Genomic DNA, 26285 nt, shown 5'->3' on the forward strand with positions numbered 1-26285 from the left:
GATGCTTCATCCGCTTCCCGACCTTGTTGCGCCCGCGCCCGCGTTAATTTTCGCCGCGGTGTGCTTCGCCCTGTTCCTGGTCCTGGACCGGCTGGTCGCGCACGACCAGACCCGGCAGTTCGACCGCCGCTGGCTGACTGCGCCGCGCTATCCCTCGGGCAAGCCGCGGCTGGGCATCGGCTGGGCGCCGGTGATGCGCGGACTGACGCAGCTGGGCGGGCCGGTGGTGCGCTATGCCATCGCGGCGCCGCTGGCGCTGTGGCTTTGGCACCTTGGTTATCCGGACAGCGCGCTGTGGCTGGTGGCCGCGCTGGCCAGCGGGTGGATCGTCGACGGCGTGATCAAGAAAACCTTCAAGCGCAAGCGCCCCACCCTGGTGCCGCGCCTGGCGCGCGCGGGCGGCCCCAGCTTTCCCAGCGGCCACACGCTCAACGCCTCGCTGGTCTATTGCGGGCTGGCGCTGGCCTTTGCCCCGGTCCTGGGGCCAACGGGCCTGACAGCCGCGCTGATCGCGGCGCTGACCCTATCACTCATGGTGGCGTTCAGCCGCGTCTGGCTGGGGGTTCACTGGCCAACCGACGTGACCGCCGGCTGGCTGGTCGGCACGGGATGGTGGTGCCTGGCGCTGGCAATCGGGCAGTGCTGGCTGGGGCACTGAACGCGGCGAAGGAACGGCCGCGCGGGACAGGACTTACTGCGCCATGGACCCCGCGACCGATAGCCCCCGCCCCGCCGAAGCCATCGTCCTTCCGGCGCGCGGCTGGCGCATCGATCCGCGCCGCGCCGGCATCGCCGCGCTGATCTGCTGGATCGGCTTCGCGGCGGTGGTCTTTGCCGTCCAGACCGGCCGGTCGAGCGGGATCGACGCGGCCGGGCTGCTGTTCTGGCGGGGCGGGACCGATCTTCACGCGCGCGGCCCCGGCTGGCTGCTCGAAGGCGTCCGCGACCTGACCGCTCTTGGCGGGGTCCTGCTGCGGCACCTGTTCGCGCTTGGCGCGATCGCCGCCTTGCTGTTCCTGCGCCTGCGCCGTGAGGCACTGGTGCTGGCGGGCACGATCATCGGCGGCTGGGTGCTCGATTCGCTGGCCAAGCACGTGGTCGGGCGTGCCCGGCCCACGATCGTGCCGCACCTCACCGAAGCCGCCGGCACCAGCTTTCCCAGCGGCCACGCGTTCAATTCCGCGGTCGTCTACATCGCCATCGCGCTGGCCTTTGCGGCGATGAGCCCGCGGCAGTCGGTGCGGATCACCCTGATCGCCAGCGCGATCGCGCTGACCCTGCTGATCGGGCTGAGCCGGGTGTGGCTGGGCGTTCATTGGCCCAGCGATGTGGCCGCCGGCTGGCTGGGCGGCGCGGGCTGGGCCTTTGCCGCGTCCGCCCTGCTTCACAAACCGGCCAAGGCCGCGGCCGAGAAGGCCGCCGCCTCGCTCGAGGCTGCGACCCCCGGCACCGTCACCCGGGCCTGACGTCGCCCGCTAGATCGGGTCGGCGGCGGTTCCGCCCACGGTCCAGGTCTGACCCTTGGCCAGCAGCTTGGCGAGGTTGGCGGTCTTGCCCGCGGTCGCCTTGCCGATCTCCTCGGCCACGGCGGCCTCGTACGTCGGGCGCGGATCGTCGTAGATGACCCCCAGGGCCATCGGGAAGGCGCCGAACGGGAGTTCGACGAGCATGTGCGCCAGGCTGCGGTTGGTCACGTCGTGGACGATCACCCCCGCCCGGCGCCAGTCGCTGTCGGCCACGTCGACAACCTTGAGCGAAAGCGTTTCGGCATCGAGCGCGAGGCCCTTGACGCCGCCGGTCTTCTCGCTGCCGAACAGCATCGGCTCGCCGTTCTTGAGCCAGAGCTGGCGATCCTCCGAACCCTTGGGGGCGGCGAAATCGTTGAACACGTCCTTGTTGTAGACGATGCAGTTCTGGAAGATCTCGATGAAGGCGGCGCCCTTGTGCGCATGGGCCGCCTTGAGGACTTCGGGCAGGTTCTTCGACACGTCGTACCCGCGCGCCACGAACCGGGCGCCGGCACCCAGCGCGAACGCACACGGGCTCGCTGGCCGATCGACCGAGCCGAGCGGCGTGGACGGGCTGGTGGTGCCGACGCGGCTGGTCGGCGATGCCTGGCCCTTGGTCAGACCGTAGATCTCGTTGTTGAACAGCAGGATCTGGCAGTCGAGATTGCGGCGCAGCACGTGCATCGTGTGATTGCCGCCGATGCTCAGCCCGTCGCCGTCCCCGGTGACCAGCCACACGTCCAGTTTCGGGTTGGCCAGCTTGATGCCGGTGGCAAAGGCGGGCGCGCGGCCGTGGATGGTGTGGAACCCGTAGCTTTCGATGTAATAGGGAAACCGGCTGGAGCAGCCGATCCCGCTGACGAACACCGTGTTCTTCGGATCCGCGCCCAGTTCGGGCAACGTGCGCTGCACCGCTTTCAGGATCGCGTAATCGCCGCAACCGGGGCACCAGCGCACCTCCTGGTCGGTTTCCCAGTCCTTGAGCGTGGTCGTGATCGGGGTCATGTCGTTCATGGGTTCACCTGTACCAAGCTTCAATGTCCGGCATTTGCCGCGTAAATCGAGACTGATCGATTTCGAAGCTTTGTAGCTTCCATTCTAACAGGCGCAGCGCAGTGAAAACGCCATGCTGGAAATCACGATTTTCCTTGTCGGCATCAACCAAAAGGTCCGGAATTTCGTAAATAAGATCGCGAAGCATCAACTGCTCCGATGACATGCCGTCAAGATTTTCCAGTCTCACGGATTCACCGCCTCGATGCTGGGCAACTGGGTAGTGTCGGCATCGACTTCGCCGCCGCTGCCGCCGCCCAGCAGTTCGGCGATGGCATCCTCGATCTCGCTGATCGTGAACGGTTGGCCGCTGGTCTTGGTCAGCGGGCGGGCGTCGACCAGGTACTGGTCGCGCAGCACGGTCTTGAACTGGCCGGTGTTCATCTCGGGCACCAGCACATGGTCGTAGCCCTTGAGCAGCTCGCCGAGGTTTTTGGGCAGCGGCCAGACGTGGCGGACGTGAACGTGGCTGGCATCGAACCCGCGCTTGCGCATCCGCCGCACCGCCTGGTGGATCGGGCCGAAGGTGCTGCCCCAGCCGACCACGACAAGCTTGCCGCCCGGCGCGCCCAGGCAGACGTCCTGGTCGGGAATGGCGCCGGCGATACCGTCGATCTTGGCCTTGCGGGCGTCGGTCATCGCCTGGTGGTTGCCGGGCGAATAATCGATGTGCCCGGTATCCACCGCCTTCTCGATCCCGCCGATGCGGTGCATCAGGCCCGGCGTGCCGGGCTTGATCCACGGCCGCGCGCCTTTTTCGTCGCGCTTGAAGGGGAGCAGCGTAGCGGTCCCGTCAGGGTTCGCGGCGTTTTTCTCCTCTAGGAACGTCACCGGGAACGGCGTGTAGCTGGCCGGGTCGGGCACCTTCCACGGCTCGGCCGCGTTGGCGATGTAGCCGTCGGTAAGCAGGATTACCGGGGTCATGTACTGCACCGCGAGGCGGCACGCCTCGATCGCGACGTCGAAGGCATCGGCCGGGCTGCGCGCGGCGAGCACCGGCATCGGCGCATCGCCGTTGCGGCCGTAAACCGCCTGGTAAAGGTCGCTCTGCTCCGTCTTGGTCGGCAGGCCGGTGCTGGGCCCGCCGCGCTGCGAATTGACGATGACCAGCGGCAGCTCGGTCATGATCGCCAGCCCCATCGCCTCGCCCTTGAGCGCGATGCCCGGGCCCGACGAACTGGTGACGCCCAGCTGACCGGCGTATGACGCGCCGATCGCGGAACAGATCGCCGCAATCTCGTCCTCGGCCTGGAAGGTTGTGACACCGAATTCCTTGAGCCGCGCCAGGTGGTGCAGGATCGCGGAGGCCGGGGTGATCGGATAGCCGCCGAAGAACATCGGCAGCTCGGCCAGCTGCGCCCCTGCGACCAGCCCGAGGCTGATCGCCTCGGCGCCGGTGACGGTGCGATAGAGGCCCGGTTCGCTTTCGACCGGGGCGACATGGACCTGCCGCAGCGGGCCGGCCAATTCCGCCGTTTCGCCATAAGCGTGCCCGGCGTTGAGCGCGGCGACGTTGGCATCGGCCAGGACCGGGTTCTTCGCGAATTTCTGGTTCAGCCAGGCGACCAGCGGGGCGCGGTCGCGATCGAACATCCACAGCGCCAGGCCCAGCGTCCACATGTTCTTGCAGCGCAGCGCTTCCTTGTTGCCAAGGCCGAAGGGCTTCACCGCCTCAAGCGTCAGCGCGCTGATGTCGAAGGCCAGCACCTGCCATTTTTCCAGGCTGCCGTCCTCGAACGGGCTGGCGGCGTACTTCGCCTTGTCGAGGTTGCGGCGCGTGAACTCGCCGGTGTCGGCGATGATCAGGCCGCCCGGCCTGAGCGCACCGACATTGGTCTTGAGCGCCGCCGGATTCATCGCCACCAGCACGTCGGGCGCGTCGCCCGCGGTCTCGATATCGGTCGATCCGAAGTTGATCTGGAATGCGCTGACGCCGAACAACGTCCCTTGCGGGGCGCGGATCTCGGCCGGGAAATCGGGGAACGTGGCCAGGTCGTTGCCGGCCAGCGCGGTCGACAGCGTGAACTGCCCCCCGGTCAGCTGCATCCCGTCGCCCGAGTCGCCCGCGAAACGAACGACCACCGCTTCGGGCGCGGTATCCTGCGGCTGTAACTGGGTTGCCATGCTTACTCCTTGTGGCGGCTGCCCTAATCCTCCCCCCCGCCGGGACAATCAAGAAAAACTGTGGCGGCGGCAAAGCGGCGCCGGGCAAGAAAAACCGTCCGTTCGCAAAAGCGCGGCACCCGGGCGCTGGTCAGGCGTTTGCTGCCCCGCTAGTCCCCGCCGCGAAAGGTGCCATCCCGCATGACCGTCGACCTTGCCAACCTGCCCTATCGCCCCTGCGTGGGGGTCATGCTCGTCAACGCCGAGGGCAAGGTTTTCGTCGGCAAGCGGATCGACAACCGCGAGGGCGACGCCTGGCAGATGCCGCAGGGCGGCATCGATCCCGGCGAGGACCTCGACATGGCGGCCAAGCGCGAACTGGCCGAGGAAACCGGCATCGACCCCGCGCTGGCCCCGATCGAGGCGCGGTGCAGCGAGGAGCTGTACTACGATCTTCCGCCCGAGCTGCTCGGCAAGCTGTGGGGCGGACGCTATCGCGGGCAGCGCCAGATGTGGCTGCTGGCACGCTTCAAGGGCCGCGACGCAGACATCAAGCTCGATGCGCACGACCCGGCCGAGTTCTGCGAATGGAAATGGGTCGAACCGGCGACGCTTCCGGACCTGATCGTGCCGTTCAAGCGCGACGTCTACCGCGCCGTGCTGGCCCAGTTCGCCGACCGGATCTAGTTGCTGGTCACCACCGGCTGCGACTTGACCTGGTCGGCGGTGACGACCTGCGGGGTTGGCCCCTTGCTGATCGCGGCGGCCAGCGATTGCGCCGGCGGACACGAGCCGCCGCACAGCTGCTGAAGCCGCGCCAGGTTGCGGCGGGCCTTTTCGACCGCACCCTTTTCGACCAGCGCCGCGCCTTCGCCGGCGATGGCGGCCTGGTTGTCGGGCTCACGCTCCAGCGCCTCGCGGTAGTAGTGCAGCGCCTTGCCCTGCATGCCCTGGCGGCGGGTGGCGTCGGCCAACGTCACCAGCACCGCGACGCTGCCGGGCTGGATCGCCAGCGCCGCCTCGAACGCATCGACAGCGGCGTCGACCTGGCCCGCGCTTTCCGCCGCTTCACCCTGCGCGATCAGCGCGCGCGCACGCGGGTCGAGCGGTTCGGCCGGCGCCGCCCCGAACGTGCCGCTGGCGCTGACCATGGCGATCAGCGACAGGCAAAGCGCGGCGGGGGTGTAGCGCATCAGCAACTCCTTGGGCGAAGACATGGCCGGGCGGTCTATCATGGCCGGTCTATACGGGCGATGAAAAACCCGTCGGTGCCGTCGGTTCCGGGCGTGAGGCGAATTCCCTCGCCGCGCGGCGTTCCCGCCCCCAGCGCCGGCGGCGCCGCGCGCCACTGCGGATGCCGCGCCAGGAACGCGGCGACCTGGTCGGCGCCCTCCTCGTCGAGCAGCGAGCAGGTGATGAATACCAGCCGTCCGCCGGGAGCCACCAGCGCCGCCGCGATGTCGAGCAGCCGCGCCTGGACGGCAGTGTAGCGCGCCAGCAGCGCGGGTGTGAGGCGCCAGCGCGCCTCGGGGTTGCGCCGCCATGTCCCGGTGCCCGAACAGGGCGCGTCGACCAGTACGGCGTCGGCCTGTCCGGCCAGGTCGGCCATCGCCGCGGCTTCGCGATCGGGGTCGAGCAGGCGGGTCTCGATGATGCTCGCCCCGGCCCGCTCCGCCCGGGGCGGCAGGTTGGACAGCCGCCCGCGATCGGTGTCTGCGGCGATCAGCCGGCCGCGGTCCTGCATCGTTGCGGCCAGCGCCAGGGTCTTGCCGCCGGCCCCGGCGCACAAGTCGATCACCGTCTCGCCCGGCTGCGCACCCACCGCCTGGCAGGCCAGCTGCGAGCCGCTGTCCTGCACCTCGATCCGGCCGGCCGTGTAGGCATCCCAGCTTTCGACCGGGGTGCCGGCGGGGAAACGCAGCGCCCCGGGGGCGGCGGTCGGCTCTCCGCAAAGCGGCAGGTCGGGCAAGCCGTCGCCGCGCAGCGGGTTGATCCGCACGTCGAGCGGCGCCCGGTCCAGCAGTGCCTTCGCCTCCGCCCCGGCGACGTCCGAGCCGGCCAGCCGCTCGGCCAGCCACGCCGGGGCGATGCCGCCCTCGGCCACCGGTTCGCCCGAGGCGATCGGTGCGGGTGCGTAGCCCTCGCCGTCGAACAGCGCTGCCATGGCCGCGTCGCCGGCAGCCAGGCGCAACAGCGCGGCGCGCCCGGTCACGGGCACCGGCCCGCAGGCGCGGATCGCGGCATAGACAAGCTCGCGGACCGCGCGGCGGTCTTTCGATCCAGCGAACCGGCGGGTGCGGAACCAGTCCGCCAGGAGGCGGTCCGCCGGGGCCCCGCCGCTGCGCGCGGCGGCGATCACGGCGTCCAGGACCGCGATCGCGGCGGCTACGCGCGCGGCCGGCGTCATGCCGGGGTGCCCGGCTGCGTCGCGGTCGCGTAAGGCGACAGCACCCGCCAGCCGAGCGCCTCGTAAAGCAGCCGTCCCATCGGCGTGGCGACCAGCAGGTCGGGCCGCGCGGGGTCGCGCTTGGCGGCCGCCAGCCGCGCCATAACCGCGCGGCCCAGACCGATGCGCCGATGGTCCGGCTCGGCGACGATGCGGTCATAGGTGAACCCGCCCGGCGTCTCGCCGGCAAAGCCGCGCGCGGCGACGGTTCCGTCCGGCGCCGTGATCGTCACCTCGGCCGCGCCTCCGTCTTCGCGCAGGGCGGCATCATAGCCGGCGGGAAGCGGCGATGGCTCGCAGCGTGCCGTGCCGATCATGAAGAACCCGGTCGCCTCGGTGTGCCAGCCGCCCGGCAGCAGGGCGGCAAGCTGACTTGCCGTGCCGCACAGCTTGATCAGGTAGCCGGGCCCGGCGATGCCGCGCGCCAGCTCGGCAATGCGCTCGTCGGCGTCGGCATAGACCCAGCGGGTGGTCTCGGCGGCGCTGGCGGTGTCGATGCGGTAGCCGCCGCGGTCGGGCACCGGCGCCGCGATCCCGCGCGCCAGCGAGCGCCCGGCCAGCCAGGCGTGCACAAGGTCCCGGTCGACACCCGCGTCCACCGCCGGCAGGCTCACCGCGTCGGGTAGTTGGGCGCCTCGCGCGTGATCGTCACGTCGTGGACGTGGCTTTCGCGCAGGCCGGCGTTAGTGATGCGCACGAACTGCGCACGCGTGCGAAGATCGTCGATAGTGGCCGAGCCGGTATAGCCCATCGCCGCCTTGATCCCGCCGACCAGCTGGTGGACGACATCGCGCGCCGTGCCCTTGTAGGCGACCTGGCCTTCGATACCCTCGGGCACCAGCTTCATCTGGTCCTTGATTTCCTGCTGGAAATAGCGGTCGGCGCTGCCGCGCGCCATGGCGCCGACGCTGCCCATGCCGCGATACGACTTGTAGGCGCGGCCCTGGTACAGGAACGTCTCGCCGGGCGCTTCCTCGGTGCCGGCCAGCATCGATCCGATCATGATCGTGCTGGCCCCGGCGGCCAGCGCCTTGGCCGCGTCGCCAGAGGTGCGGATGCCGCCGTCGGCGATCACCGGCACACCGCGTTCGGCCGCGGCGCGCGCCGCGTCCATGACCGCGGTCAGCTGCGGCACGCCGACGCCCGCGACGATCCGCGTGGTGCAGATCGAACCAGGCCCGATGCCGACCTTGATCGCGTCGGCCCCGGCGTCGACCAGCGCGCGCGCGGCCTCCGCGGTGGCGACGTTGCCGGCCACGACCTGCGCCGAATTCGACAGCCGCTTCACCCGCTCCACCGCGCGCGCGACGTCCTTGTTGTGACCGTGCGCGGTGTCGATGATCACGACGTCGCAATCGGCGGCGAGCAGCGCCTCGGTCCGCTCGTAACCCTTGTCGCCGACGGTGGTGGCAGCCGCCACGCGCAGCCGGCCCGAGGCGTCCTTGGTCGCGGCCGGGTAGTTGACCGCCTTCTCGATGTCCTTGACCGTGATCAGGCCGACGCAGCGATAGGCATCGTCGACCACCAGCAGCTTCTCGATCCGGCGCTGGTGCAGCAGCTTCTGCGCTTCTTCGGAGCCGACCCCGGCACGCACGGTCGCCAGGTTCTCGCTCGTCATCAGTTCGCGCACCGGCTGGTTCGGGTTCATCGCGAAACGGGTGTCGCGGTTGGTCAGGATGCCGACCAGCTTGCCCGATCCTTCGACCACCGGGATGCCGCTGATGCGGTTAGTTTCCATCAGCGCGCGCGCCTCGCCCAGCGTGGCGTCGGGCGCAATCGTGATCGGGTTGACGACCATGCCGCTTTCGAAGCGCTTGACCGCGCGCACCGCTGCGCATTGTTCCTCGACCGACAAGTTGCGATGCAGGACGCCGATCCCGCCAAGCTGCGCCATGACGATTGCCATGTCGGCCTCGGTCACGGTGTCCATCGCGCTGGAGATCACCGGGATATTCAGCGCGATCTCGCGCGTCAGCCGGGTGCGCGTGTCCGCGGACGTGGGCAGGATGTCCGATTCCGCCGGGCGCAGCAGCACGTCGTCGAACGTCAGGCCCAACGGGATCACGAGGTCAGGGATGGTATCGGGGGCCACAGCGCGCCTTCTTCGGGTTCGGGTCGATTCGTGGCGGCCCATGTAAACGCGCCGCCCCGGTATGGCCAGCGCGGCGCCGGCCTAACGCCGGACGCTTTCCAGCGGCACCCGGCGCGGATCGGCCAGGCGCCGCACCAGCGCCACCTGGAAGGTCACGTCGCCGGCGGCGCCGCCCAGCACCAGGTTGGTCGCCTCGTCGCCGGCGCGGTGATAGCGGGTGTCGATGAAGTGCTGCATCGCCGCGGGGTCGGCATAGGCGCTCGACACCATAACCGCCGGCACGTCGCGCTGCAGCAAAGCCCAGCCGTCCTGCCGCTTGAGGAAGGTTTCGGCTAGCGGGCTGTCGACCAGTTTGCGCTTCTGCTCGCGCGCGACTTGCGCGATCACCGGATCGAGGCGGGTCAGCCCCTTGCCCACGATCGTCAGCGGCGTGCCAGCGGGCGCCACCGCGACACTGTCGATGTTGAGGGCGGCGACAATCCGGTCGAGCGGCAGCGGCGGGTTCTCCAGCAGGGCCTGCGCGCCCAGCAGTCCCATCTCCTCGCCCGTGGTGGCGACGAAATAGACGTCGCGCTCGAGCCGCGGCCCGGCCGCCAGGCGGCGCGCGATCTCGGTCATCACGGCTACGCCGCTGGCATTGTCGACCGCGCCGTTGCAGATCGCATCGGCATCGCCCGGCTTGCCGCAGCGCCCGAACCCGTCCCAGTGCGCCATCAGCATGACCGCGCCGGCGTCCGGATGGCGGCCGGGGATGCGCGCGATCAGGTTATGCGTCGAAATCCGCGTCTCGCGGCTGCTCGCCTCGAGCGCGACCGACAAGTCGAGCGGCATCGGCACGAAATCGGCCGCCGCGGCGCGGGCGGCCAGTTGCGCGGTCGAAAGCCTGGCCCCTGCCAGCGCCCGGTCGAGCGCGGTGGGCGTCATGAACGCCTCGAGGTCGCCGCCAAGGTCGCCGCCGGTCAGCGCATAGCCGCTGCGCTGGCGCCGCGCGCGCACCGAGTCGAGCGTCCGCGCGCCGTCGAGCACCGTGATGACCGCCGCCGCCCCGCCCGCCAGCAGCGCGTTCTGCCGCGCGGAATCCTGCCGTCCGCCGTCGAGCAACAGCACCGCCCGCCCCGCCAGTTCGCCGCGTGGCGGGATCGCCGCGCCAGCGCCCACGAACAGCAGCGGCGCCGATTGCGCGACCGCGCGTTCGCCGGAGGTCAGCACCAGCACGTCGCTGCCGGGCACGTAGATCGAGCGCCCCCGGCGCGAGAACTGCGCGCTGCCGCCGGCCGGTTCGCGCGCGATAATGGTGACCGGCGCGAACCACGGGTTGGCCGGCTCGTTCGTGCCGGAGACGAGCCCGGCGCCGAACAGTTCGCGCGCCAGGTACCGCAAGGTCTTGGCCTCGCCATCGGTGCCGGGCAGGCGGCCGCCAAAATCGTCCGACGCCAGCACGCCGATGTGGCGTGCGAGCTCGGCCTCGAGCGTGGGGGCCGGCGCGGCGCCCAGCAGCACGACCGCCGCAAATGCGGCGGTGCAACGCTTCATCGCTGATGCTGCCCGGCTCATCGTTCGACCATAGGGGAGCGCGGCAGCCGCGCGAACCCCCTTGCGACGAAAAAAGCCGCGTCGTGCCGGGGGGTTATTCGGCGGTCCAGCCGCCGTCGATCGAAAGGTTGGCGCCGGTCATGTTGCCGGCCTCGTCACGGCACAGGAACACGGCGGTAGCGGCCACTTCCTCGACCTGGACGAAGCGCTTGGTCGGCTGCTTGGCCAGCAGCACGTCGTTCATCACCTGCTCGCGCGTGAGCCCGCGCGCGGCCATCGTGTCGGGAATCTGGTTTTCGACCAGCGGTGTCCACACGTAACCCGGGCTGATGCAGTTGGCGGTCACCCCGCTGGTCGCCAGTTCCAGCGCCAGGGTCTTGGTGAAACCGTAAAGCCCGTGCTTGGCGGCGACATAGGCGCTCTTGAACGGGGACGCGCGCAGCGAGTGGGCGCTGGCGATGTTGATGATGCGGCCCCATCCGCCCGCCTTCATGTGCGGGATCGCCATCCGGCAGGCGTCGAACGCCGACGTCAGGTTGAGGGCGATGATCTTGTCCCACATCTCCACCGGAAACGATTCGACGGGGGCGACGTGCTGCATCCCCGCGTTGTTCACCAGGATGTCGACCGGGCCGGCGGCGCCCATCATCTCCTCGACCCCGGCGCGGGTGGAGAGGTCGGCGGCAATGTGCGGGGCGGATAGCTCGTCCTTCAGCGCCGCGATGGTTTCCGCGTCGCCAAATCCCGACAGCGTGACCAGCGCGCCCTCGGCGCGCAGCGCCCGCGCGATTGCCAGCCCGATGCCCGACGTCGACCCGGTAACCAGTGCCCGCTTGCCTTCGAGAAACATTCCGCCGATCCCGTCATTGTTGCCTTCAATCCCCGCGCCATCGCCGCGCCGGGCGCGTAAGTCCAGAGGAGGTTCCGCGATGCGGCTCGACGATTTCGATCCCAATGCCATCAAGGTCGATGACCAGCGCGGCAGTGGCATGTCGATCGGGGGAGCGGGCGGCAAGATCGGCTGCGGTTCGATCGTCATCGCCGCGATCGCCTATTTCGTGTTCGGGGCCGACCCGATGAGCACGCTCAGCACGATCAACGGGGCACAGAGCAGCGGCCCGGTCGCCACCAGCGGCGGCACGAACGTCAGCGAAAGTTGCCGGGTCGACGCGCTCAGCAAGGAAAGCTGCGATGCGCTCGCCTCGCTCAACAAGACCTGGGCACCGCTGTTCGCGCAGGCCAACATCAAGTTCGCCGACCCGACGCTGCACTTCTATTCGCGCATGGGCCGGTCCGGCTGCGGCACCGCGCAAAGCGCGATGGGGCCGTTCTACTGCCCCGAGGACCAGGGCATCTACCTCGACACCGAGTTCTACAAGCAAATGGACCAGGAACTGGGCGCCACTGGCCAGTTCGCGCGCGATTACGTGATCGCGCACGAATACGGCCACCACGTCCAGAACCTGACCGGCCTGTCGGACCAGATCCGCAGCGCGCAGCAGCAGAACCCCGACCGTGCCAACGACCTGTCGGTCAGGCTCGAGCTCCAGGCCGATTGCTACGCCGGGGTGTGGGCCGCCAAGAACCGCGACCGGCTGGAGCCGGGTGACATGGAAAGCGGCCTCAATGCGGCGCACCAGATCGGCGACGATGTCCTGACCAAGGGCCGCGCGCCCGAATCCGCCTTCACGCATGGCAGCGCCGCGCAGCGGATGCAGTGGCTCAAGAAGGGCCTCGACACCGGCAACGAGGACGCCTGCGATACCTTCGCGGACCTGAGGACCTAGACCGCTCCGCAATCGTGCGGCCGCGATCTGGCGACCCCCCGCGGCGGTGCTAGCTGCCGCGCTTTTCCAGCTCGGCGATCTTGGCGTCGAGCTGCTTCAGCACGCGGGCGCGAACATCGGCGGGCATCTCGGCATCGCGGGCGATCTCGGCTCGCGCCTCGCGCACGCCGGCAGCGGCGCTGGCCAATGCCTCGGCGCGGATGCGCGGCGCATCGGGCTTGTCGAAGCGCATGACGATCGGCTTGCCGCATACGACCGTACGCACGACGATCCTGTTGCCGTCGTCCTGGCGCGTGGTGCTGGTATCTGCGGAGTGGTCGCAGTTCGCGGCGTCGTTAAGGGCAAAGGCCATCGGTGCGCCGTCCGGGCCGATCCGCCGGATCACCACGTTTCGGGTCGTGCCCGGAACGGGAGGGACGGGCGGCACGGGAAGTGCCTTCACCTGCTCGTCGATCCGGGCCAGCCTGGCCTCGAGATCGGCATCGCTGATCGCCTTGTCGGACGCGATGACGATGGTCTTGCCGCCGCGCTGGACGGTGCGCGTAAACTTCGGCTTGTCCTTGCCCGGCCCGGGATGCTCGATGACCATGATCCGCTCGATCCGCTTGACCGGCGCGGGCGCGTCCGGTGCGGCCGGGACGGCGGCGGGCGCGGCTGGCGCCGCCGGGGCAACATCCTGCGCAACGGCAGCATAGGTGATCGATGCGGTCGCGGGCAGCGCCAGCGCGCAGAGGCCGATGAAGGCGCGGCCAGCGCGGCGGCGCGGCAAGGTCGGTTCGGACATGGTCAGGCTCCTCAGGCGGTGTACGATGGCCTTCTCGCTCCAGAACGGTCCCGAGATCGGGCAAGCCATCGCGGCGATCGACGTTCGATCGGGGTTGCGCGCATAACCGGCGATCAGGCTGGCATAGCGCAGCCGCGTGGCGGCATCGCGCCCGGCCACGACGCGGGCATCGCAGGCGGCTTCCTGGTCGCGGCGCAGCGCCCGCCAGCCCATCCAGGCCAGCGGATTGCACCAGTGCAGCGCCAGCAGCGGCTGCATCGCCAGGTTTACCGCCAGGTCGCGCCCGGCGTGGTGTTCAAGCTCGTGCGCGATCGCCAGGTCGCGGCCGAGCCGGTCCTCGCCGGCCATGAAGCCCGCTGGCAGCGCGACCACCTTGTCACGCACGCCGAAGGCGACCGGGCTGTCCACCCACGGGCTTTCGACCAGGCGCACGTCGCCCGCCTCGCCCACCGGGCGCGCCCGCGCCAGCAACCGGCGGCGCATCACCGCGTAGCCGGCCCAGCGCCAGGCCAGGAACAGCAGCCCGCCGCCGACCCACAGCATCAGCGCGCCGGTGGCGGCGACATCCCACCACGACGTGGTCGGGTCCACCATCTCGACCGTGGCGACGGCGGTTTCGACGGTGTCGAAAGCGACCGCCGGGGTCGGCGCGGCAGGCAGGACCAGCGGCGGCAGCAAAAGGCGCAGCAACGGAAAGGCCCACAGCGCGTAGGCCATGCCCGGCCCGAACGCGCGCCCGACCGGGCGGCGCAGCACCAGCGCCAGCGCGATCAGCACCCCGGTGTACAGCACCGTGTCGAGGAGCCAGGCCATCACCGGCCCTCCCCCTTGAGCGTCTTGAGCAGGGCCTCGATCTCGTCGAGGTCGGCATCGCTGAGCGCTTCGGCCTCGGCCAGGTGCGCGAACAGCGGCGCGGCACGGCCGGCGAACAGCCGGTCGACCAGCCGCTTGGATTCGCCGCCGAGGTAATCGGCGCGCGCGATCGCGGGGGAATAAAGGAAGCGCTTGCCGTCGGGCTCGGCGGTGACCGCCTCCTTGGCGACCAGCCGCGACAGCAGCGTCTTGACCGTCGCAAGCGTCCACCCGCGCGGCTTGCACACCGCTTCGCAGACGTCGGCGGCGGCCAGCGGGGCGCGCTGCCACAGCGCCTCCATTACCGCGTGCTCGGCCTCGGTAATACGTTCGCCGACAGGAAAATCGTCCGCCACGCCATCCTCCAGACATGAACTCCGGACAACCGACTACGTTTGTAAACATTAAGCCCGGATGAACAAGCTGGCACCCGCCGGGGCATGGTGGCGCACGCTATCGACCGGCGCACGACGGGGATCGATGGACGGCAGACAAGCCGCGCGAGGATGGCGGACGCCTGCCTCGGCAGGCGTTCCTCCGGCTTCAGTAAACGCGCTTCTTGGGCTGGATGTAGCTGACGTCGTCGGTCAGCGTGTATTCGTGCACCGGGCGGTAGTCGAGCTTCACGCCGCCACCCTGGCCGCCCCAGCCTTCGAACCACATCGCGCTGTGCTTCATCCAGTTGGCATCGTCGCGATCGGGGAAATCCTCGTGCGCGTGGGCGCCGCGGCTTTCCTTGCGCGCGTGCGCACCGGCCAGCGTGACGCTTGCCTGGCTGATCAGGTTGTCGAGCTCGAGCGTCTCGATCAGGTCCGAGTTCCAGATCAGCGAGCGGTCGGTGACCTTGATGTCCTGCATCCTGGCATACGTCGCGGCCATCTTGTCGATGCCCTCGGCCATCAGCTCGTCGTTGCGGAACACCGCGGCGTGCAGGCTCATCGTGCGCTGCATCTCGAGGCGAAGCTCGGCCGTGGGCGTGGAACCGTTGGCGTTGCGGAAGTGGTCGAGCCGGCTCAGCGCCAGGTCGGCGCTGTCGGCCGGCAGCGCCGCGTGAGCGGTGCCCGGCTTGATCAGCTCCTTCAGGCGGTGCCCGGTGGCGCGCCCGAACACGACCAGGTCGATCAGCGAGTTGGAACCCAGGCGGTTGGCGCCGTGGACCGACACGCAGGCCGCCTCGCCCACCGCGAACAGCCCCGGCACGACCGTTTCCGGGTTGCCGTCGGCACCGATGGTCACGACCTCGCCGTGGTAGTTACAGGGGATGCCGCCCATGTTGTAGTGAACGGTCGGCACCACCGGCAGCGGCTGGCGGGTCAGGTCGACGCCGGCGAAGATCTTGCCGCTCTCGGTGATACCGGGCAGCCGCTCGGCCAGGACCTTGGGGTCGATATGGTCGAGGTGGAGGTAGATGTGGTCCTTGTGCGGGCCGACGCCGCGGCCCTCGCGGATTTCCAGCGCCATCGAGCGGCTGACGACATCGCGGCTGGCAAGATCCTTGGCGCTGGGAGCGTAGCGCTCCATGAAGCGCTCGCCCTCGGAGTTGGTCAGGTAGCCGCCCTCGCCGCGCGCACCCTCGGTGATCAGCACGCCCGCGCCGTAGATGCCGGTGGGGTGGAACTGGACGAACTCCATGTCCTGCAGCGGCAGTCCCGCGCGCAGCACCATGCCGCCGCCGTCGCCGGTGCAGGTGTGGGCGCTGGTCGCGGTGTAATAGCTGCGGCCATAGCCGCCGGTCGCCAGCACCACCGCGTGGCTCCGGAAGCGGTGGATCGATCCGTCGTCCATGCACATCGCGATCACGCCGCGGCAAACCTTGCCGTTCGGACCGTCTTCCATGATCAGGTCGATCGCGAAGTATTCGATGAAGAAGTCGGCGTCGTACTTCAGGCTCTGCTGGTAGAGCGCGTGCAGCATCGCGTGGCCGGTGCGGTCGGCCGCGGCGCAGGTGCGCTGGACCGGCGGACCTTCGCCCATGTTCTGCATGTGACCGCCGAACGGGCGCTGATAGATGGTGCCGTTGTCGTTGCGGCTGAACGGCACACCGGCGTGCTCAAGCTCGTAGACCGCTTGCGGCGCCTCGCGCACCATGTACTCGATCGCGTCCTGGTCGCCCAGCCAGTCCGACCCCTTGACGGTGTCGTACATGTGCCAGGTCCAGTGGTCGGGGCTATTATTGCCCAGCGACGCGGCGATGCCGCCCTGCGCCGCCACTGTGTGCGACCGGGTCGGGAACACCTTGGTGATGCAGGCGGTGCGGAGCCCGGCCTCGGCGCTGCCCATCGTGGCGCGCAGGCCCGAACCGCCGGCGCCGACGACGACGGTGTCGTAGGTGTGGTCGATGATCTTGTAGGAACTGGTATCGGCCATCTCAGCGGCCTCCCTGCATGGCAGCCATGGCGCCGGCGGCGGCTTCCGCCCCGGCCGCGGCGAAGACGATCCGCGCGATGAAGAACAATCCTGCCGCCATCCCGCCGAACGCGGCGATGTTGAGCAGGACGAGCGCAGCGACCTTGTTGGCGCCTTCGTGGACGTAGTCCTCGATCAGCACGGTCAGCCCCAGCCGCGCGTGCCAGAATACCGAGATGACCAGCAGCGCGATCGCCAGCGCCGGCAGCGGCCGGGCGATCCAGTCGATCACGGACTTGAAATCATACTGGCCCAGCCCGCCCAGCGAGATGACGAGGAAGGCCATCAGCAGCAGGTTGCCCAGCGCGGTCAGCCGTTGCAACACCCAGTGGTGCGTGCCGTGGTGCGCGGCGCCAAGGCCCCGCACGCGCCCGATCGAAGTTCCGTTGCCCATCGTCTTCCTTCCCTCAGGCCAGCAGCAGCCAGGCCCAGTACAGCGCGGTCAGGACCACGCCGCCGATCACGCTGAGCACCGAGAACATGGCGTTGGTCTTCAGCTCGTAGCCCGCGCCGGTATCGAGCACGAGGTGGCGGATGCCCGACAGCATGTGGTTGAAGAACGCCCAGCTCAGCCCCACCAGCACGATCTTTCCGTACCAGGCCTGCGCGTGGCCGAGAAAGCCCGCGTAGCTGTCCGGGCCGCCCGCGATCGAGCCCAGCCACCACAGCAGCACCGGCAGCCCGACCAGCGCCATGCCGTCACCCGAGACGCGGTGCAGGATCGAGACGAGCATCGCCGGGCTCCAGCGCCACACCTGCAAGTGCGGCGAAAGCGGTCGGCGGCGGTTCGCGGCGAGATCGGCCATGCGTCAGCGGTTCCCTTGTCAGGCGGCGGGGCCACAGGCCGCAACGCCGCATCGCGCCTCCCCATAATCGAAAGAGCCGGGCGTGCAAGCGGGCGGGCGCGCCAGTATCGACAGCGCCGCGCGCTTTCGCCAAGAGGGCGCGATGAGCCAGCCTACCGTTCTCGTCACCGGATCGACCCGCGGCATCGGCGCCGCCAGCACCGCCGCGCTGACCGCGCGCGGCTGGCGCGTGATCGGTCATGGCCGCAAGGACGCCGACGGCGTGATCGGCGCCGATTTCGCCCAGCCCGGCGCCGCCGCGGTCTTGTGGGACGCGGCGCTGGAAATGAGTGGCGGACGGATCGACGCGGTGGTCAACAATGCCGGGCTGTTCGCCGCCAATCCGCTCGATGCCTCCGACTTCGCCTGGCTCGACGGCTGGGAGGAAACGCTGCGCATCAACCTGACCGCGGCGGCCGAACTGTCGCGCATGGCTGTGCGGCACTGGCTGGCCCAGAATAGCGGCGGGCGGCTGGTCCACGTCGCCAGCCGCGCCGGCTACCGCGGCGATTCGCCCGCGCACTGGCACTACGCCGCGGCCAAGGGCGGGATGATCGCGATGCACAAGACCATTGCCCGCGGTTATGCCGCGCAGGGCATCCTCAGCTATGCGATCTGCCCCGGCTTCACCGACACCGCGATGGCGGACGATTACCTGGCCAGCCGCGGCGGCGCCGCGCTGCTTGCCGACATCCCGCTCGGCCGCGTTGCCGAGCCCGAGGAGATCGCCGCCATCGTCGCGTTCTGCACGCTCGACGCCCCGCCCAGCATGACCGGAACGGTGATTGACGCCAACGGCGCCAGCTATGTTCGCTAGGACGGCGCTGCGGTCGGCGCTGCGGTCGGCGCTGCTGGCGGCCGGCGCTCTGGCGCTTGCAGGCGCGGCGCCGGCACCGGTCCGGCCGCCGCACACCCCGGCCGCGCTCGTCGCCGCTTGCGCGGCCCGCGACGGCTGGGCTGACCCCGCCCCGCCCGCGCGGGTGTTCGGCAACGTCTGGGACGTCGGCACCTGCGGGATCACCGTGTTGCTGGTGACCGGGCCGCGCGGCCACGTCCTGATCGACGGCGGCCCGGCCGAAGCGGCGCCGCTCGTGCTTGCCAACATCCGCGCCGCGGGCTTCGATCCGCGCGCGATTCAGTGGATCGTCCTCAGCCACGAGCATGACGACCATGCCGGTGCACTGCCCGCGCTGAAGCGGGCGACCGGCGCAAGGGTCGCGGTCATGGCCGCCGCCCGGCGCGTCCCGCCACCGGGCGGCCAGGCGCGGACGATCCGCAATTCGGCGTGCTCAAGCCGATGGCCCCGCTGGCGATCGACCGCGTGCTGACCGACGGTTCGATCGTCGCGGTCGGCCCGCTGCGGCTGACCGCGCGCAGCACCCCGGCACATTCGCCGGGTTCGACCAGCTGGACCTGGCAAAGCTGCGCCGGAGGCGAATGCCGCGCGCTCGCCTATGCCGACAGCGCGACGACGATCTCCGCCGACGGCTATCGCTTCAAGGATCACCCCGCGCGCGTCGCCGCGGTGCGGCTGGGCCTGGCGCGCATCGCGGCGCTGCCCTGCGACCTCATCCTGACCCCGCATCCCGCCGCCAGCGCGATGTGGGAACGGTTTGCCGGCACCGCGCCGCTGGCCGCGCCCGGCGCCTGCAAGGCCTATGCGTGGGCCGCCGCAATGCGCTTCGACGCCCGGCTGGCCGCCGAATCATGAGCTGGAAGCTGACTTTCGAAGCGCCGCGTCCCGTGATCGAAGCGGCGCTGCTGGCGCATGAAGACGTGCCCGAGTGGAACGGCGACATCGTCATCTCGGGCAGCGAGATTGCCGAGGACCGGCCCGACGACTGGCGCCTGGAAGCGTGGCTGCCGCACAAGCCGTCGCGCGCCGAGATCGCCGCGGTCGCCGCGCTGCTGCCGGGCCCGGCGCCCAGGCCGGTCGTCGAGGAACTGGCCGACACCGACTGGCTGACGCAGAGCCAGCAAGGCCTCGAGCCGATCCGCGCCGGGCGTTTCCACGTTCACACGCCGGACCACCCGCCGCTGGCGGGCGCCGGCGTGACCGACTTCACCATCCCCGCCAGCCAGGCCTTCGGCACCGGCCAGCATGCCACCACCGCCGGCTGCCTGGCGATGCTCACGGCGATGAAGGCGCGCGGCGTGGTGGTGCGCAACGCGGTCGACGTCGGCACTGGCACCGGGCTGCTTGCCTTCGCCGCGCTCGATCTGTGGCCGCGCGCGACGCTCACCGCCAGCGACATCGACGCGGTCTGCGCGCCCGTGGTCGCCGAAAACGCCGCCGCCAACGGCGTGGCGATGGGGCCGGCGCCCGGGGCGCTGACGATGGTCATCGCCGACGGCATGGCGCACCCGCTGCTTCGCGCGCGCGGGCCTTACGACCTGGTCATCGCCAATATCCTGGCCGGCCCGCTGATCACGCTGGCACCCGATTTCGCCACCGACATGGTGCCCGGCGGCCACCTGCTGCTGGCCGGCCTCCTGACCACGCAGGAGCCGCAGGTGCGCGCCGCCTGCCGCCGTGCCGGGCTGCGCCTGGCGGCGCGGCTGGTAAACGGTGACTGGTCGATCCTGTGGCTGCGCCGCCGCCGCGACTGGCGCGGCTGAGCTAGGCGCGCACGAACAGGCAGTCCGCCTGGGTCGGTCCGAACGCCTCGGTAAAGGCCTGGTTGAACACGCCGCGCAGCACGAAGCCGCGCGCCGCCAGGAAGGCGCGGACATCCTCGAACAGCGGCTGGCCGAGGTAAAGCTCCACGAACGACAGCTCGACGTAGATGAAATCGATCGCGTCGAGCGCACCGATGCCCCCCAGCACCGCCAGCTCGCCGCCCTGGACGTCGATCTTGAGCAGCACCGGGTGGGCCAGCGCGGCCAGGTCGACCTCGTCCTCGAGCGGGCGCACCGGCACCTCGATCCGCGACTTGGCCGATACCGCGAAAGCCTCCTTCTGCCCGGCCCCCGGTTCAAGCAGCGATGAGCTGTCCTCGCGGTCGGTGACGAAGAATGTCGCCTGCGTGCGCTCGGCCCCGATCGCGCAGCGATGCAACGTGACCGTGTCGTCGCCGGCGAAAACCGCCTCGAAGCGCGCCGCCGCGCTCGGCAACGGTTCGAAGGCGTGAATCCTGCCGGCCGGCGTCAGCCCGCGCCACGCCAGCGAGAACTGGCCCTTGTTCGCGCCGACGTCGACCAGCGTGCGCGCGCCGCACCAGGCGATCGCGTCGAGATGCTCGATCGCGGCGGCGACGCGGTGCCGGGCCAGCGCGGTGCGGAACGCCGGCTTGCGCGCCAGCCCGGCGAGCTTGAAGAGCTTGTCCTTCGCACTCATCCCTCGGCTCCATGCTTGCGCGCGACTTCGACGATCCGGGCGGCGGTCGTCTCGATGCGGAAATGGGTTTCGTAACAACGCCGCGCCGCCGCGGCCATCGCGGTGCGCTGCGCCGCGTCCCGCGCCAGCCAGCGGCGCAGCAGCGCATCGGCGCCGTCCTGCGTATCGGTCTCGACCAGGCCGGCGCCGTCAGCGGCGACTTCCTGCCAGATGTTCACCTTGTCGGTAATCAGCACCGGCAAACTGCACGACAGCGCCTCGGCCACGACGATGCCGAAATTCTCCGAATGCGATGTCAGCGCGAAGACCTCGGCCAGGCGGTAGGCACCCCACTTGGCCGCCCCCGAGACCGATCCGGGCCAGTGGATGCGCTCCGCCACGCCCAGGCTCTGCGCCTGCGCCATCAGCCCGGCCTGCAGCCCATCCTCGTCCGGCCCGACGATCAGCAGGTCGAGGTCGGGCTGCGACGCGGCAATCTTCGCGAAGGCAGCGATCAGCAGGTCGCAGCCCTTCTTCAAGTGAATGCGGCTGAGGAACAGGATGAAACGCCGCCCCTTCAGCTGCGGCAGCAGGCGGTAGAACGCCTCGCGCTGGCTTTCGTCGTAGGCCGGCGCCTCGATGCTGCCGAAGCCGACCACCTCGGGATGGACGTGGTAGGGCGTGTAGACGTTTCGGGCCAGGTCGCGTTCGGCGCCGGTGGTGAACAGCACCGCGGCGGCGCCGTTCATCAGTCGCCCCTCGTTGACCAGCCAGGATGCGCGCTTGATCGCGCTCTTGAGCGGGTAGGCGGCCTTGAACCACGGGTCGAGCGAGCCGTGCGGGAACACGAACACCGGCTTGCCCGCCCCGATCAACGCGCGCTGCGCGGCCCAGGCGGCGTAGTTCCACAGCCCGTGCACCACGACCATGCCCCAGTCGGGCAGATGCTGGCGCAGCCACGGCACCATCGCAGGCGAATAGCGGTAGCGGGCCAGGATATTGCGCCCGCGCCGCCGCTGCGGATCGCCCGCCGGGCCGATCGGCGCCACCGGCATCGGCAGGCCCTGCAGGTACGGTGCGCCGGGATGGTCGAGGGTGACGACGCACGTGGTATGGCCCTGCGCCTGCCACGCCTCGCTCAGCCGCAGGATGCCGTCGGGCGGCCCGCCGTGGACGGGGTCGAGCGACGCGGTGATCTGGAGGATGCGCACGGTCGCGGCTTAGCGCGCTGCGCTGCAACGAGGGGAGCTGTCCACACGCATGATCCGGCTCAACCCCCTGCCCTGAACGGTCGCCGGCGGGCCTAACGCAGGGCCGGGACGCTGTCCATGCCGCACCTGCGAAGAAACGTCATGTCGCGGCGGGAGTGGGCACCGGTGTGGGCGTCGGGCTCGGCGTTCCGGCTGCCTTTGCACGCGCCTCGTCGGCCTCGTTCTTCAGGCTGCCGGCGGCCTTGTTGGCGGCGGTGCTGATCGCCTGCGCGCCCTGGCTGGCGGCGACCGCGGCCTTCGCGGCGCCGACTTGTGCGGCGGTCGAGGCGTTGACGGCGGCATCCTGCGCTGCGGAACTGGCGGTCGCTTCGGCAGCGTCCTGCGTCTGCTGCGAACAGGCGGACAGGACCAGCGCCGGGGCGGCCAGGCCAAAAGCGGAGACAAGTACCTTGCGCATCGCGTCACTCCTCATGGGCGTTTTGGCTACAATGAGCGGGCGGCACGCCGGTTCCGCGTTCAGCCCGCCGCCGCCACGATCGCGGCCCAGGCGGCCTCGTCGATCACCTCGATGCCCAGGTCGGCCGCCTTCTTCAGCTTGCTGCCAGCGCCCGGCCCCGCCACCACCAGGTCGGTTTTCGCGCTGACCGTACCGGCGGCGCGTGCACCCAGCCTCTCGGCCTGGGCCTTCGCCTCGTCGCGGCTCATCGTTTCCAGCGCGCCGGTAAACACCACCGTCTTGCCGGTAACCGCGCTGGCCGTGCTGGCAACCACGTAATCGGGAGGCGCGACTTCGCTCAGAAGATCGTCCCAGCTGGCGCGGTTGTGCGCCTCGTGGAAAAAGTCGCCAAGGGCCTCGACCACGACCGGGCCGACGCCCTCGATCCCGGTCAGTTCGGCCAACGCCTCGGCATCGCCGGCGTGGGCCCTTTCGGCGGTTTCGCGCAGCGCCTGCAGGGTGACAAGGCGCTTCATCAGGTCGCGCGCGGTCACCGCTCCCACATGGCGGATACCCAACCCGAACAGCAGCCGGGCGGCGTCGGGCGCCCGCTTGGCCTCGATCGCCGCCAACAGGTTGTCCACAGACTTGTCCTGCCAGCCCTCGCGCCCCACCAGGTCGGCGCGGTGGCGCCGGAGACGAAAGATGTCGGCGGGTCCGCGATCCAGCCAGCCGAGCGCCAGGAATTCGGCAATCGTCTTTTCGCCCAGCCCCTCGATATCGAGCGCCGGACGGCTGACGAAATGGCGCAGCCGCTCGAACCGCTGTGCCGGGCAGATCAGCCCGCCGGTGCAGCGCACGTCCACTTCGCCCTCTTCGGCCACCGCCTCGCTGTCGCATTCGGGGCAGCGATCGGGGAACCGGTAAGGGGCGCGGTCGGCGTCGCGAGTCAGGTTGTCGACCACTTGCGGGATGACGTCGCCGGCGCGCTGCAGGACGATGCGGTCGCCCTCACGCAGGCCCAGCCGGGCGATTTCGTCGCGGTTGTGCAGCGTCACGTTGAACACGGTCACGCCGCCGACCAGCACGCCTGACAGCCGGCCGACAGGCGTCAGCTTGCCGGTGCGGCCGACCTGGATGTCGATGCGCTCCAGCGTGGTCTCGGCGCGCTCGGCGGGAAACTTGTGCGCCAGCCCCCAGCGCGGCGCCTTGGCGACGAAGCCCAGCCGCGCCTGCCAATCGAGCCGGTCGACCTTGTAGACGACCCCGTCGATGTCATAGGGCAGCCCCGCTCGCTGCGCGGCAATCGCCTGATAATGCGCAAGAAGCTGGCTGACCTGGGTGCAACGCACAAGCTGCGGCGAGACCGGCACGCCCCACGCGGCGATGCGCTGCATCATCGCGAATTGGGTCTCCTCCGGCACCGCACTCGTCGCGCCCCAGCCGTGCGCCAGGAAGCGCAGCACGCGCGTGCCGGTGACGCTGGCATCCTTCTGCCGCAGCGATCCGGCGGCGGCGTTGCGCGGCGTGGCGAAGATCTTGCCGCCGACCTTTTCCTGTGCAGCATTGAGCGCGGCAAACGCCTGTTTTTCCATGTAGACTTCGCCGCGGATCTCGAACAGTTCCGGCACGCCGGGACCGTGCAACCGCTGCGGGATATCGGGGATCATCGCCGCGTTGGCGGTCACGTCCTCGCCCACCTCGCCGTCGCCGCGCGTGGCGGCGCGGACCAGCGTGCCGCCCTCGTACGTCAGCGAGCATGACAGCCCGTCGATCTTGTCCTCGGCGGTCATCGCCACTTCGGCTTCGGGCGGCAACGCCAGGAAGCGGCGCACCCGGGCCACGAACTCCTCGACCTCATCGGCGGCGAACGCGTTGTCGAGACTCATCATCCGCACTGCATGGCGCACCTTCGCCAGCGGCGACGCGGCCGCCTCGTGCCCGACCTGGCGGCTTGGACTGTCGGGCCGGACCAGGTGCGGGAACGCCGCTTCAAGCTCGGCATTGCGCCGCACCAGCGCGTCGTATTCGGCGTCCGAAATCTCGGGCGCGTCGTCGGCATGGTAAAGCCGGTCATGGTGCGCGATGGCGCGGGCAAGCCGCATCAGTTCGTTGGCGGCGTCGGCTTCGGTCAGATTCGCGGGCATGCCCGGCGTTCTAGCGTCGTTGGCGCCTCATGCCACCACCGACATACCCCGCGCGATCACGCTTTCTCCAGCAGCCGGTCGGCCTGCGCGCGCGCCTCGGGGGTGACGTCGGCCCCGGAGAGCATTCGCGCGATTTCCTCCTTGCGGCCGGCGTCGTCGAGGAGGTGGACCGAAGTGCGCGTGACGACGCCTTCGGACGACTTGGCGATCTGGTAGTGCTGGTCGCCCCGCGCCGCGACCTGCGGGCTGTGCGTGACCGCCAGCAGCTGCCCGGCGGCGGCCAGGCGCGAGAGGCGTTCACCGATCGCGCTGGCTACCGCGCCGCCCACGCCGCGGTCGATTTCGTCGAAGATCACGGTGGCGGCGCCGCCCTGCTCAGCCAGCGCGACTTTCAGCGCCAGAATGAAGCGCGACAGTTCGCCGCCGCTGGCAATCTTGTTCAGCGGCGCGAAGTCGGCGCCGGGATTGGTGCTGATCAGGAACTCGACCGCGTCGAGGCCGTGCGGACCCCAGCGCTCCTCGGGCAGCGCGGTGACGCTGGTGCGGAACTTCGCGGCGTCGAGCTTGAGCGGGGCGAGCTCGGCAGCCACCGCCGTGTCGAGCCGCAGCGCCGCGGCGGCGCGCGCGGCGTGAAGCGCCTCGGCGCGCGCGCGGTATTCGCCGGCCGCCTGCCGGGCCGCCGCGTCAAGTTCGGCGAGCCCTTCCTCGCCCGCCTCGATCGCGTCGAGCTCGGCGCGCATCGCGGCCATGCGCGCGGGCAGGTCGTCCACCGCGCAGGCGTGCTTGCGCGCGGCGGCGCGCAGCTCGAACAGCCGGGTCTCGATCCGGTCGAGCGTCTGGGGATCGTGGACCAGCGCCTCGGCCGCGCGGGCGAGCCGGTCCTCTGCCTCGGTCGCCTCGATGACGGCGCGGTCAAGCGCGGCCAGCGCCTCTGTCAGCAGCGGATGTTCCTCGGCGATGCGGTCAAGGCGCCGCGCCGCGCCGCGCAGGCCCGCCAGCGCCGAATCGGACCCGGTCCACAAGTGCTGCAGTTCGGCCAGGTCGCCCGACAGGCGTTCGCCCTTCTGCATCGTCGCGCGGTCGAGCGCGAGGATCTCCTCCTCGCCGACCTCGGGCGCCAGCGCGACCAGTTCGGCCAGGTGCGCCAGCAGCAGGTCGCGGTCCTCGGACGCGCGCGTCAGCCGCGCCCGCGCTGCCTCCACCGCCTCGCGCGCGGCGCGCAAGCCGTGCCAGGCCGCTTCCACGCCGGCGGCGTCGGCAGCGGCATAGCGATCGAGCAGCGCGCGGTGGCCGCGCGGGTTGACCAGCCCGCGGTCGTCGTGCTGGCCGTGCAGTTCGACCAGCAGCGGCGCCAGGTCGCGCAGCAGCCCGGCGCTGACCGGCTGGTCGGAAACGAAGGCGCGGCTGGCAACGCCGCCGCTTCCATCGGACTTGAGGCGGCGGCGGACGATAAGCGGCTCACCTCGTTCGACCTCGACCCCGGCCTCGTCCAGCGCAGCAGCCAGCGCGGGCGGCAGGGCGGCGAACTCGAAGGTCGCGGTCACGCTTGCTTCCTCGCTACCGGCGCGGATCAGCCCCGCCTCGGCGCGCGCGCCCAGCACCAGGCCCAGCGCATCGAGCAGGATCGACTTGCCCGCCCCGGTCTCGCCCGTCAGCACGCCCAGCCCCGGCGCGAAGGCAAGGTCGAGCGCCTCGATCAGGACGACGTTGCGGATGGAGAGGCGGGTCAGCATGTTCGCGCGCTGTTCTAGCGTGCGCCGACGCGC

Annotated in this window: 27 protein-coding genes; 8 read left to right on the top strand and 19 right to left on the bottom strand. The window is 70.4% G+C overall.

All coding sequences use genetic code 11. The annotated features are described in order from the left end of the window. Position 1: 1 nt before the first annotated feature. Positions 2 to 658, top strand: a complete 657-nt coding sequence (locus ACOYW6_RS05545; protein WP_423142814.1) for a phosphatase PAP2 family protein — start codon at positions 2 to 4, stop codon at positions 656 to 658. Positions 659 to 701: 43 nt separating this feature from the next. Beyond that, the gene (locus tag ACOYW6_RS05550; protein WP_423142815.1) at positions 702 to 1466 is read left to right on the top strand and encodes a phosphatase PAP2 family protein; all 765 of its coding nucleotides are present in this window, start codon (positions 702 to 704) and stop codon (positions 1464 to 1466) included. Positions 1467 to 1475: 9 nt separating this feature from the next. Here the strand turns inward: ACOYW6_RS05550 and ACOYW6_RS05555 are convergent, their stop codons facing one another. The 3 genes from ACOYW6_RS05555 to ACOYW6_RS05565 are packed head-to-tail and all read right to left on the bottom strand — an operon-like array spanning position 1476 to position 4685. Next, positions 1476 to 2522, bottom strand: coding sequence for a 2-oxoacid:ferredoxin oxidoreductase subunit beta (locus tag ACOYW6_RS05555; protein WP_423142816.1), 1047 nt, complete (start codon positions 2520 to 2522; stop codon positions 1476 to 1478). A 4-nt stretch (positions 2523 to 2526) separates the two neighbouring features. Beyond that, on the bottom strand, positions 2527 to 2751 hold the full coding sequence (locus ACOYW6_RS05560) for a hypothetical protein (protein WP_423142817.1): 225 nt from the start codon (positions 2749 to 2751) through the stop codon (positions 2527 to 2529). Continuing rightward, a complete protein-coding gene (locus ACOYW6_RS05565) occupies positions 2748 to 4685 on the bottom strand; it encodes a 2-oxoacid:acceptor oxidoreductase subunit alpha (RefSeq protein ID WP_423142818.1) in 1938 nt (645 codons plus the stop codon). The genes ACOYW6_RS05560 and ACOYW6_RS05565 overlap by 4 nt, the downstream gene beginning before the upstream one ends. A 180-nt stretch (positions 4686 to 4865) precedes the next feature. Here ACOYW6_RS05565 and ACOYW6_RS05570 point away from each other — a divergent pair, with 180 nt between their 5' ends. Further along, positions 4866 to 5351: an RNA pyrophosphohydrolase gene (locus tag ACOYW6_RS05570; RefSeq protein ID WP_423142819.1), complete on the top strand. Its 486-nt coding sequence runs from the start codon at positions 4866 to 4868 to the stop codon at positions 5349 to 5351. On the opposite strand, the gene ACOYW6_RS05575 is transcribed toward ACOYW6_RS05570, so the two are convergent. From ACOYW6_RS05575 to ACOYW6_RS05600, 6 genes are all read right to left on the bottom strand, one after another. Further along, positions 5348 to 5857 (bottom strand): tetratricopeptide repeat protein, encoded by a 510-nt coding sequence (locus ACOYW6_RS05575; protein WP_423142820.1) that lies wholly within the window; start codon positions 5855 to 5857, stop codon positions 5348 to 5350. The genes ACOYW6_RS05570 and ACOYW6_RS05575 overlap by 4 nt on opposite strands. A gap of 38 nt (positions 5858 to 5895) precedes the next feature. After that, a complete protein-coding gene (locus tag ACOYW6_RS05580; RefSeq protein WP_423142821.1) occupies positions 5896 to 7071 on the bottom strand; it encodes an RsmB/NOP family class I SAM-dependent RNA methyltransferase in 1176 nt (391 codons plus the stop codon). Further along, the gene (locus ACOYW6_RS05585) at positions 7068 to 7724 is read right to left on the bottom strand and encodes a GNAT family N-acetyltransferase (RefSeq protein ID WP_423142822.1); all 657 of its coding nucleotides are present in this window, start codon (positions 7722 to 7724) and stop codon (positions 7068 to 7070) included. Before ACOYW6_RS05585 ends, ACOYW6_RS05580 begins: the two co-directional genes overlap by 4 nt. Beyond that, on the bottom strand, positions 7721 to 9244 hold the full coding sequence (gene guaB / locus ACOYW6_RS05590; protein WP_423142823.1) for an IMP dehydrogenase: 1524 nt from the start codon (positions 9242 to 9244) through the stop codon (positions 7721 to 7723). Before guaB ends, ACOYW6_RS05585 begins: the two co-directional genes overlap by 4 nt. Before the next feature lie 39 nt (positions 9245 to 9283). Then, the gene (locus ACOYW6_RS05595; RefSeq protein WP_423142824.1) at positions 9284 to 10735 is read right to left on the bottom strand and encodes a M28 family peptidase; all 1452 of its coding nucleotides are present in this window, start codon (positions 10733 to 10735) and stop codon (positions 9284 to 9286) included. A gap of 94 nt (positions 10736 to 10829) precedes the next feature. Next, positions 10830 to 11585: a 3-hydroxybutyrate dehydrogenase gene (locus ACOYW6_RS05600; RefSeq protein WP_423142825.1), complete on the bottom strand. Its 756-nt coding sequence runs from the start codon at positions 11583 to 11585 to the stop codon at positions 10830 to 10832. 79 nt (positions 11586 to 11664) lie between these two features. On the opposite strand from ACOYW6_RS05600, the gene ypfJ reads away from it, so the two are divergent. Next, the gene (gene ypfJ, locus ACOYW6_RS05605) at positions 11665 to 12522 is read left to right on the top strand and encodes a KPN_02809 family neutral zinc metallopeptidase (RefSeq protein WP_423142826.1); all 858 of its coding nucleotides are present in this window, start codon (positions 11665 to 11667) and stop codon (positions 12520 to 12522) included. Between the two features lie 49 nt (positions 12523 to 12571). Here ypfJ and ACOYW6_RS05610 read toward each other — a convergent pair whose 3' ends face one another. The 5 genes from ACOYW6_RS05610 to sdhC all read right to left on the bottom strand — a co-directional run bounded on the left by ACOYW6_RS05610 (position 12572) and on the right by sdhC (position 17370). Beyond that, positions 12572 to 14119 carry a M56 family metallopeptidase gene (locus ACOYW6_RS05610; protein ID WP_423143069.1) on the bottom strand — a complete coding sequence of 516 codons (1548 nt, stop codon included), beginning with the start codon at positions 14117 to 14119 and terminating at the stop codon, positions 12572 to 12574. Continuing rightward, positions 14119 to 14460, bottom strand: a complete 342-nt coding sequence (locus ACOYW6_RS05615; RefSeq protein WP_423143070.1) for a BlaI/MecI/CopY family transcriptional regulator — start codon at positions 14458 to 14460, stop codon at positions 14119 to 14121. Before ACOYW6_RS05615 ends, ACOYW6_RS05610 begins: the two co-directional genes overlap by 1 nt. Before the next feature lie 241 nt (positions 14461 to 14701). Then, positions 14702 to 16525, bottom strand: coding sequence for a succinate dehydrogenase flavoprotein subunit (sdhA, locus tag ACOYW6_RS05620; RefSeq protein WP_423142827.1), 1824 nt, complete (start codon positions 16523 to 16525; stop codon positions 14702 to 14704). Position 16526: 1 nt separating this feature from the next. Continuing rightward, the gene (gene sdhD, locus ACOYW6_RS05625) at positions 16527 to 16958 is read right to left on the bottom strand and encodes a succinate dehydrogenase, hydrophobic membrane anchor protein (RefSeq protein ID WP_423142828.1); all 432 of its coding nucleotides are present in this window, start codon (positions 16956 to 16958) and stop codon (positions 16527 to 16529) included. A gap of 13 nt (positions 16959 to 16971) precedes the next feature. Continuing rightward, positions 16972 to 17370: a succinate dehydrogenase, cytochrome b556 subunit gene (sdhC, locus tag ACOYW6_RS05630; protein WP_423142829.1), complete on the bottom strand. Its 399-nt coding sequence runs from the start codon at positions 17368 to 17370 to the stop codon at positions 16972 to 16974. 142 nt (positions 17371 to 17512) lie between these two features. On the opposite strand from sdhC, the gene ACOYW6_RS05635 reads away from it, so the two are divergent. Genes ACOYW6_RS05635 through ACOYW6_RS05650 form a run of 4 tightly spaced genes read left to right on the top strand, consistent with a single transcriptional unit; the run spans position 17513 to position 20028 of the window. Further along, the gene (locus tag ACOYW6_RS05635; protein ID WP_423142830.1) at positions 17513 to 18226 is read left to right on the top strand and encodes an SDR family NAD(P)-dependent oxidoreductase; all 714 of its coding nucleotides are present in this window, start codon (positions 17513 to 17515) and stop codon (positions 18224 to 18226) included. After that, positions 18216 to 18737: an MBL fold metallo-hydrolase gene (locus ACOYW6_RS05640; protein WP_423142831.1), complete on the top strand. Its 522-nt coding sequence runs from the start codon at positions 18216 to 18218 to the stop codon at positions 18735 to 18737. The genes ACOYW6_RS05635 and ACOYW6_RS05640 overlap by 11 nt, the downstream gene beginning before the upstream one ends. Next, complete coding sequence (locus ACOYW6_RS05645) at positions 18707 to 19120, top strand: hypothetical protein (RefSeq protein WP_423142832.1); 414 nt, start codon at positions 18707 to 18709, stop codon at positions 19118 to 19120. Before ACOYW6_RS05640 ends, ACOYW6_RS05645 begins: the two co-directional genes overlap by 31 nt. Further along, complete coding sequence (locus ACOYW6_RS05650) at positions 19117 to 20028, top strand: 50S ribosomal protein L11 methyltransferase (protein WP_423142833.1); 912 nt, start codon at positions 19117 to 19119, stop codon at positions 20026 to 20028. Before ACOYW6_RS05645 ends, ACOYW6_RS05650 begins: the two co-directional genes overlap by 4 nt. Position 20029: 1 nt before the next feature. Here ACOYW6_RS05650 and ACOYW6_RS05655 read toward each other — a convergent pair whose 3' ends face one another. The 5 genes from ACOYW6_RS05655 to recN all read right to left on the bottom strand — a co-directional run bounded on the left by ACOYW6_RS05655 (position 20030) and on the right by recN (position 26252). Beyond that, positions 20030 to 20746, bottom strand: coding sequence for an FkbM family methyltransferase (locus tag ACOYW6_RS05655; protein WP_423142834.1), 717 nt, complete (start codon positions 20744 to 20746; stop codon positions 20030 to 20032). Beyond that, complete coding sequence (locus tag ACOYW6_RS05660) at positions 20743 to 21936, bottom strand: glycosyltransferase (protein ID WP_423142835.1); 1194 nt, start codon at positions 21934 to 21936, stop codon at positions 20743 to 20745. Before ACOYW6_RS05660 ends, ACOYW6_RS05655 begins: the two co-directional genes overlap by 4 nt. Before the next feature lie 139 nt (positions 21937 to 22075). Continuing rightward, positions 22076 to 22393: a hypothetical protein gene (locus ACOYW6_RS05665; protein WP_423142836.1), complete on the bottom strand. Its 318-nt coding sequence runs from the start codon at positions 22391 to 22393 to the stop codon at positions 22076 to 22078. Positions 22394 to 22452: 59 nt separating this feature from the next. Continuing rightward, entirely contained in the window at positions 22453 to 24519 is a 2067-nt protein-coding gene (gene ligA / locus ACOYW6_RS05670; protein ID WP_423142837.1) for an NAD-dependent DNA ligase LigA, read from the bottom strand. A gap of 56 nt (positions 24520 to 24575) precedes the next feature. Continuing rightward, a complete protein-coding gene (gene recN / locus ACOYW6_RS05675) occupies positions 24576 to 26252 on the bottom strand; it encodes a DNA repair protein RecN (RefSeq protein ID WP_423142838.1) in 1677 nt (558 codons plus the stop codon). Positions 26253 to 26285: the final 33 nt, after the last annotated feature.

This window comes from Parablastomonas sp. CN1-191 (assembly GCF_049354825.1).
Taxonomy (GTDB): domain Bacteria; phylum Pseudomonadota; class Alphaproteobacteria; order Sphingomonadales; family Sphingomonadaceae; genus Novosphingobium.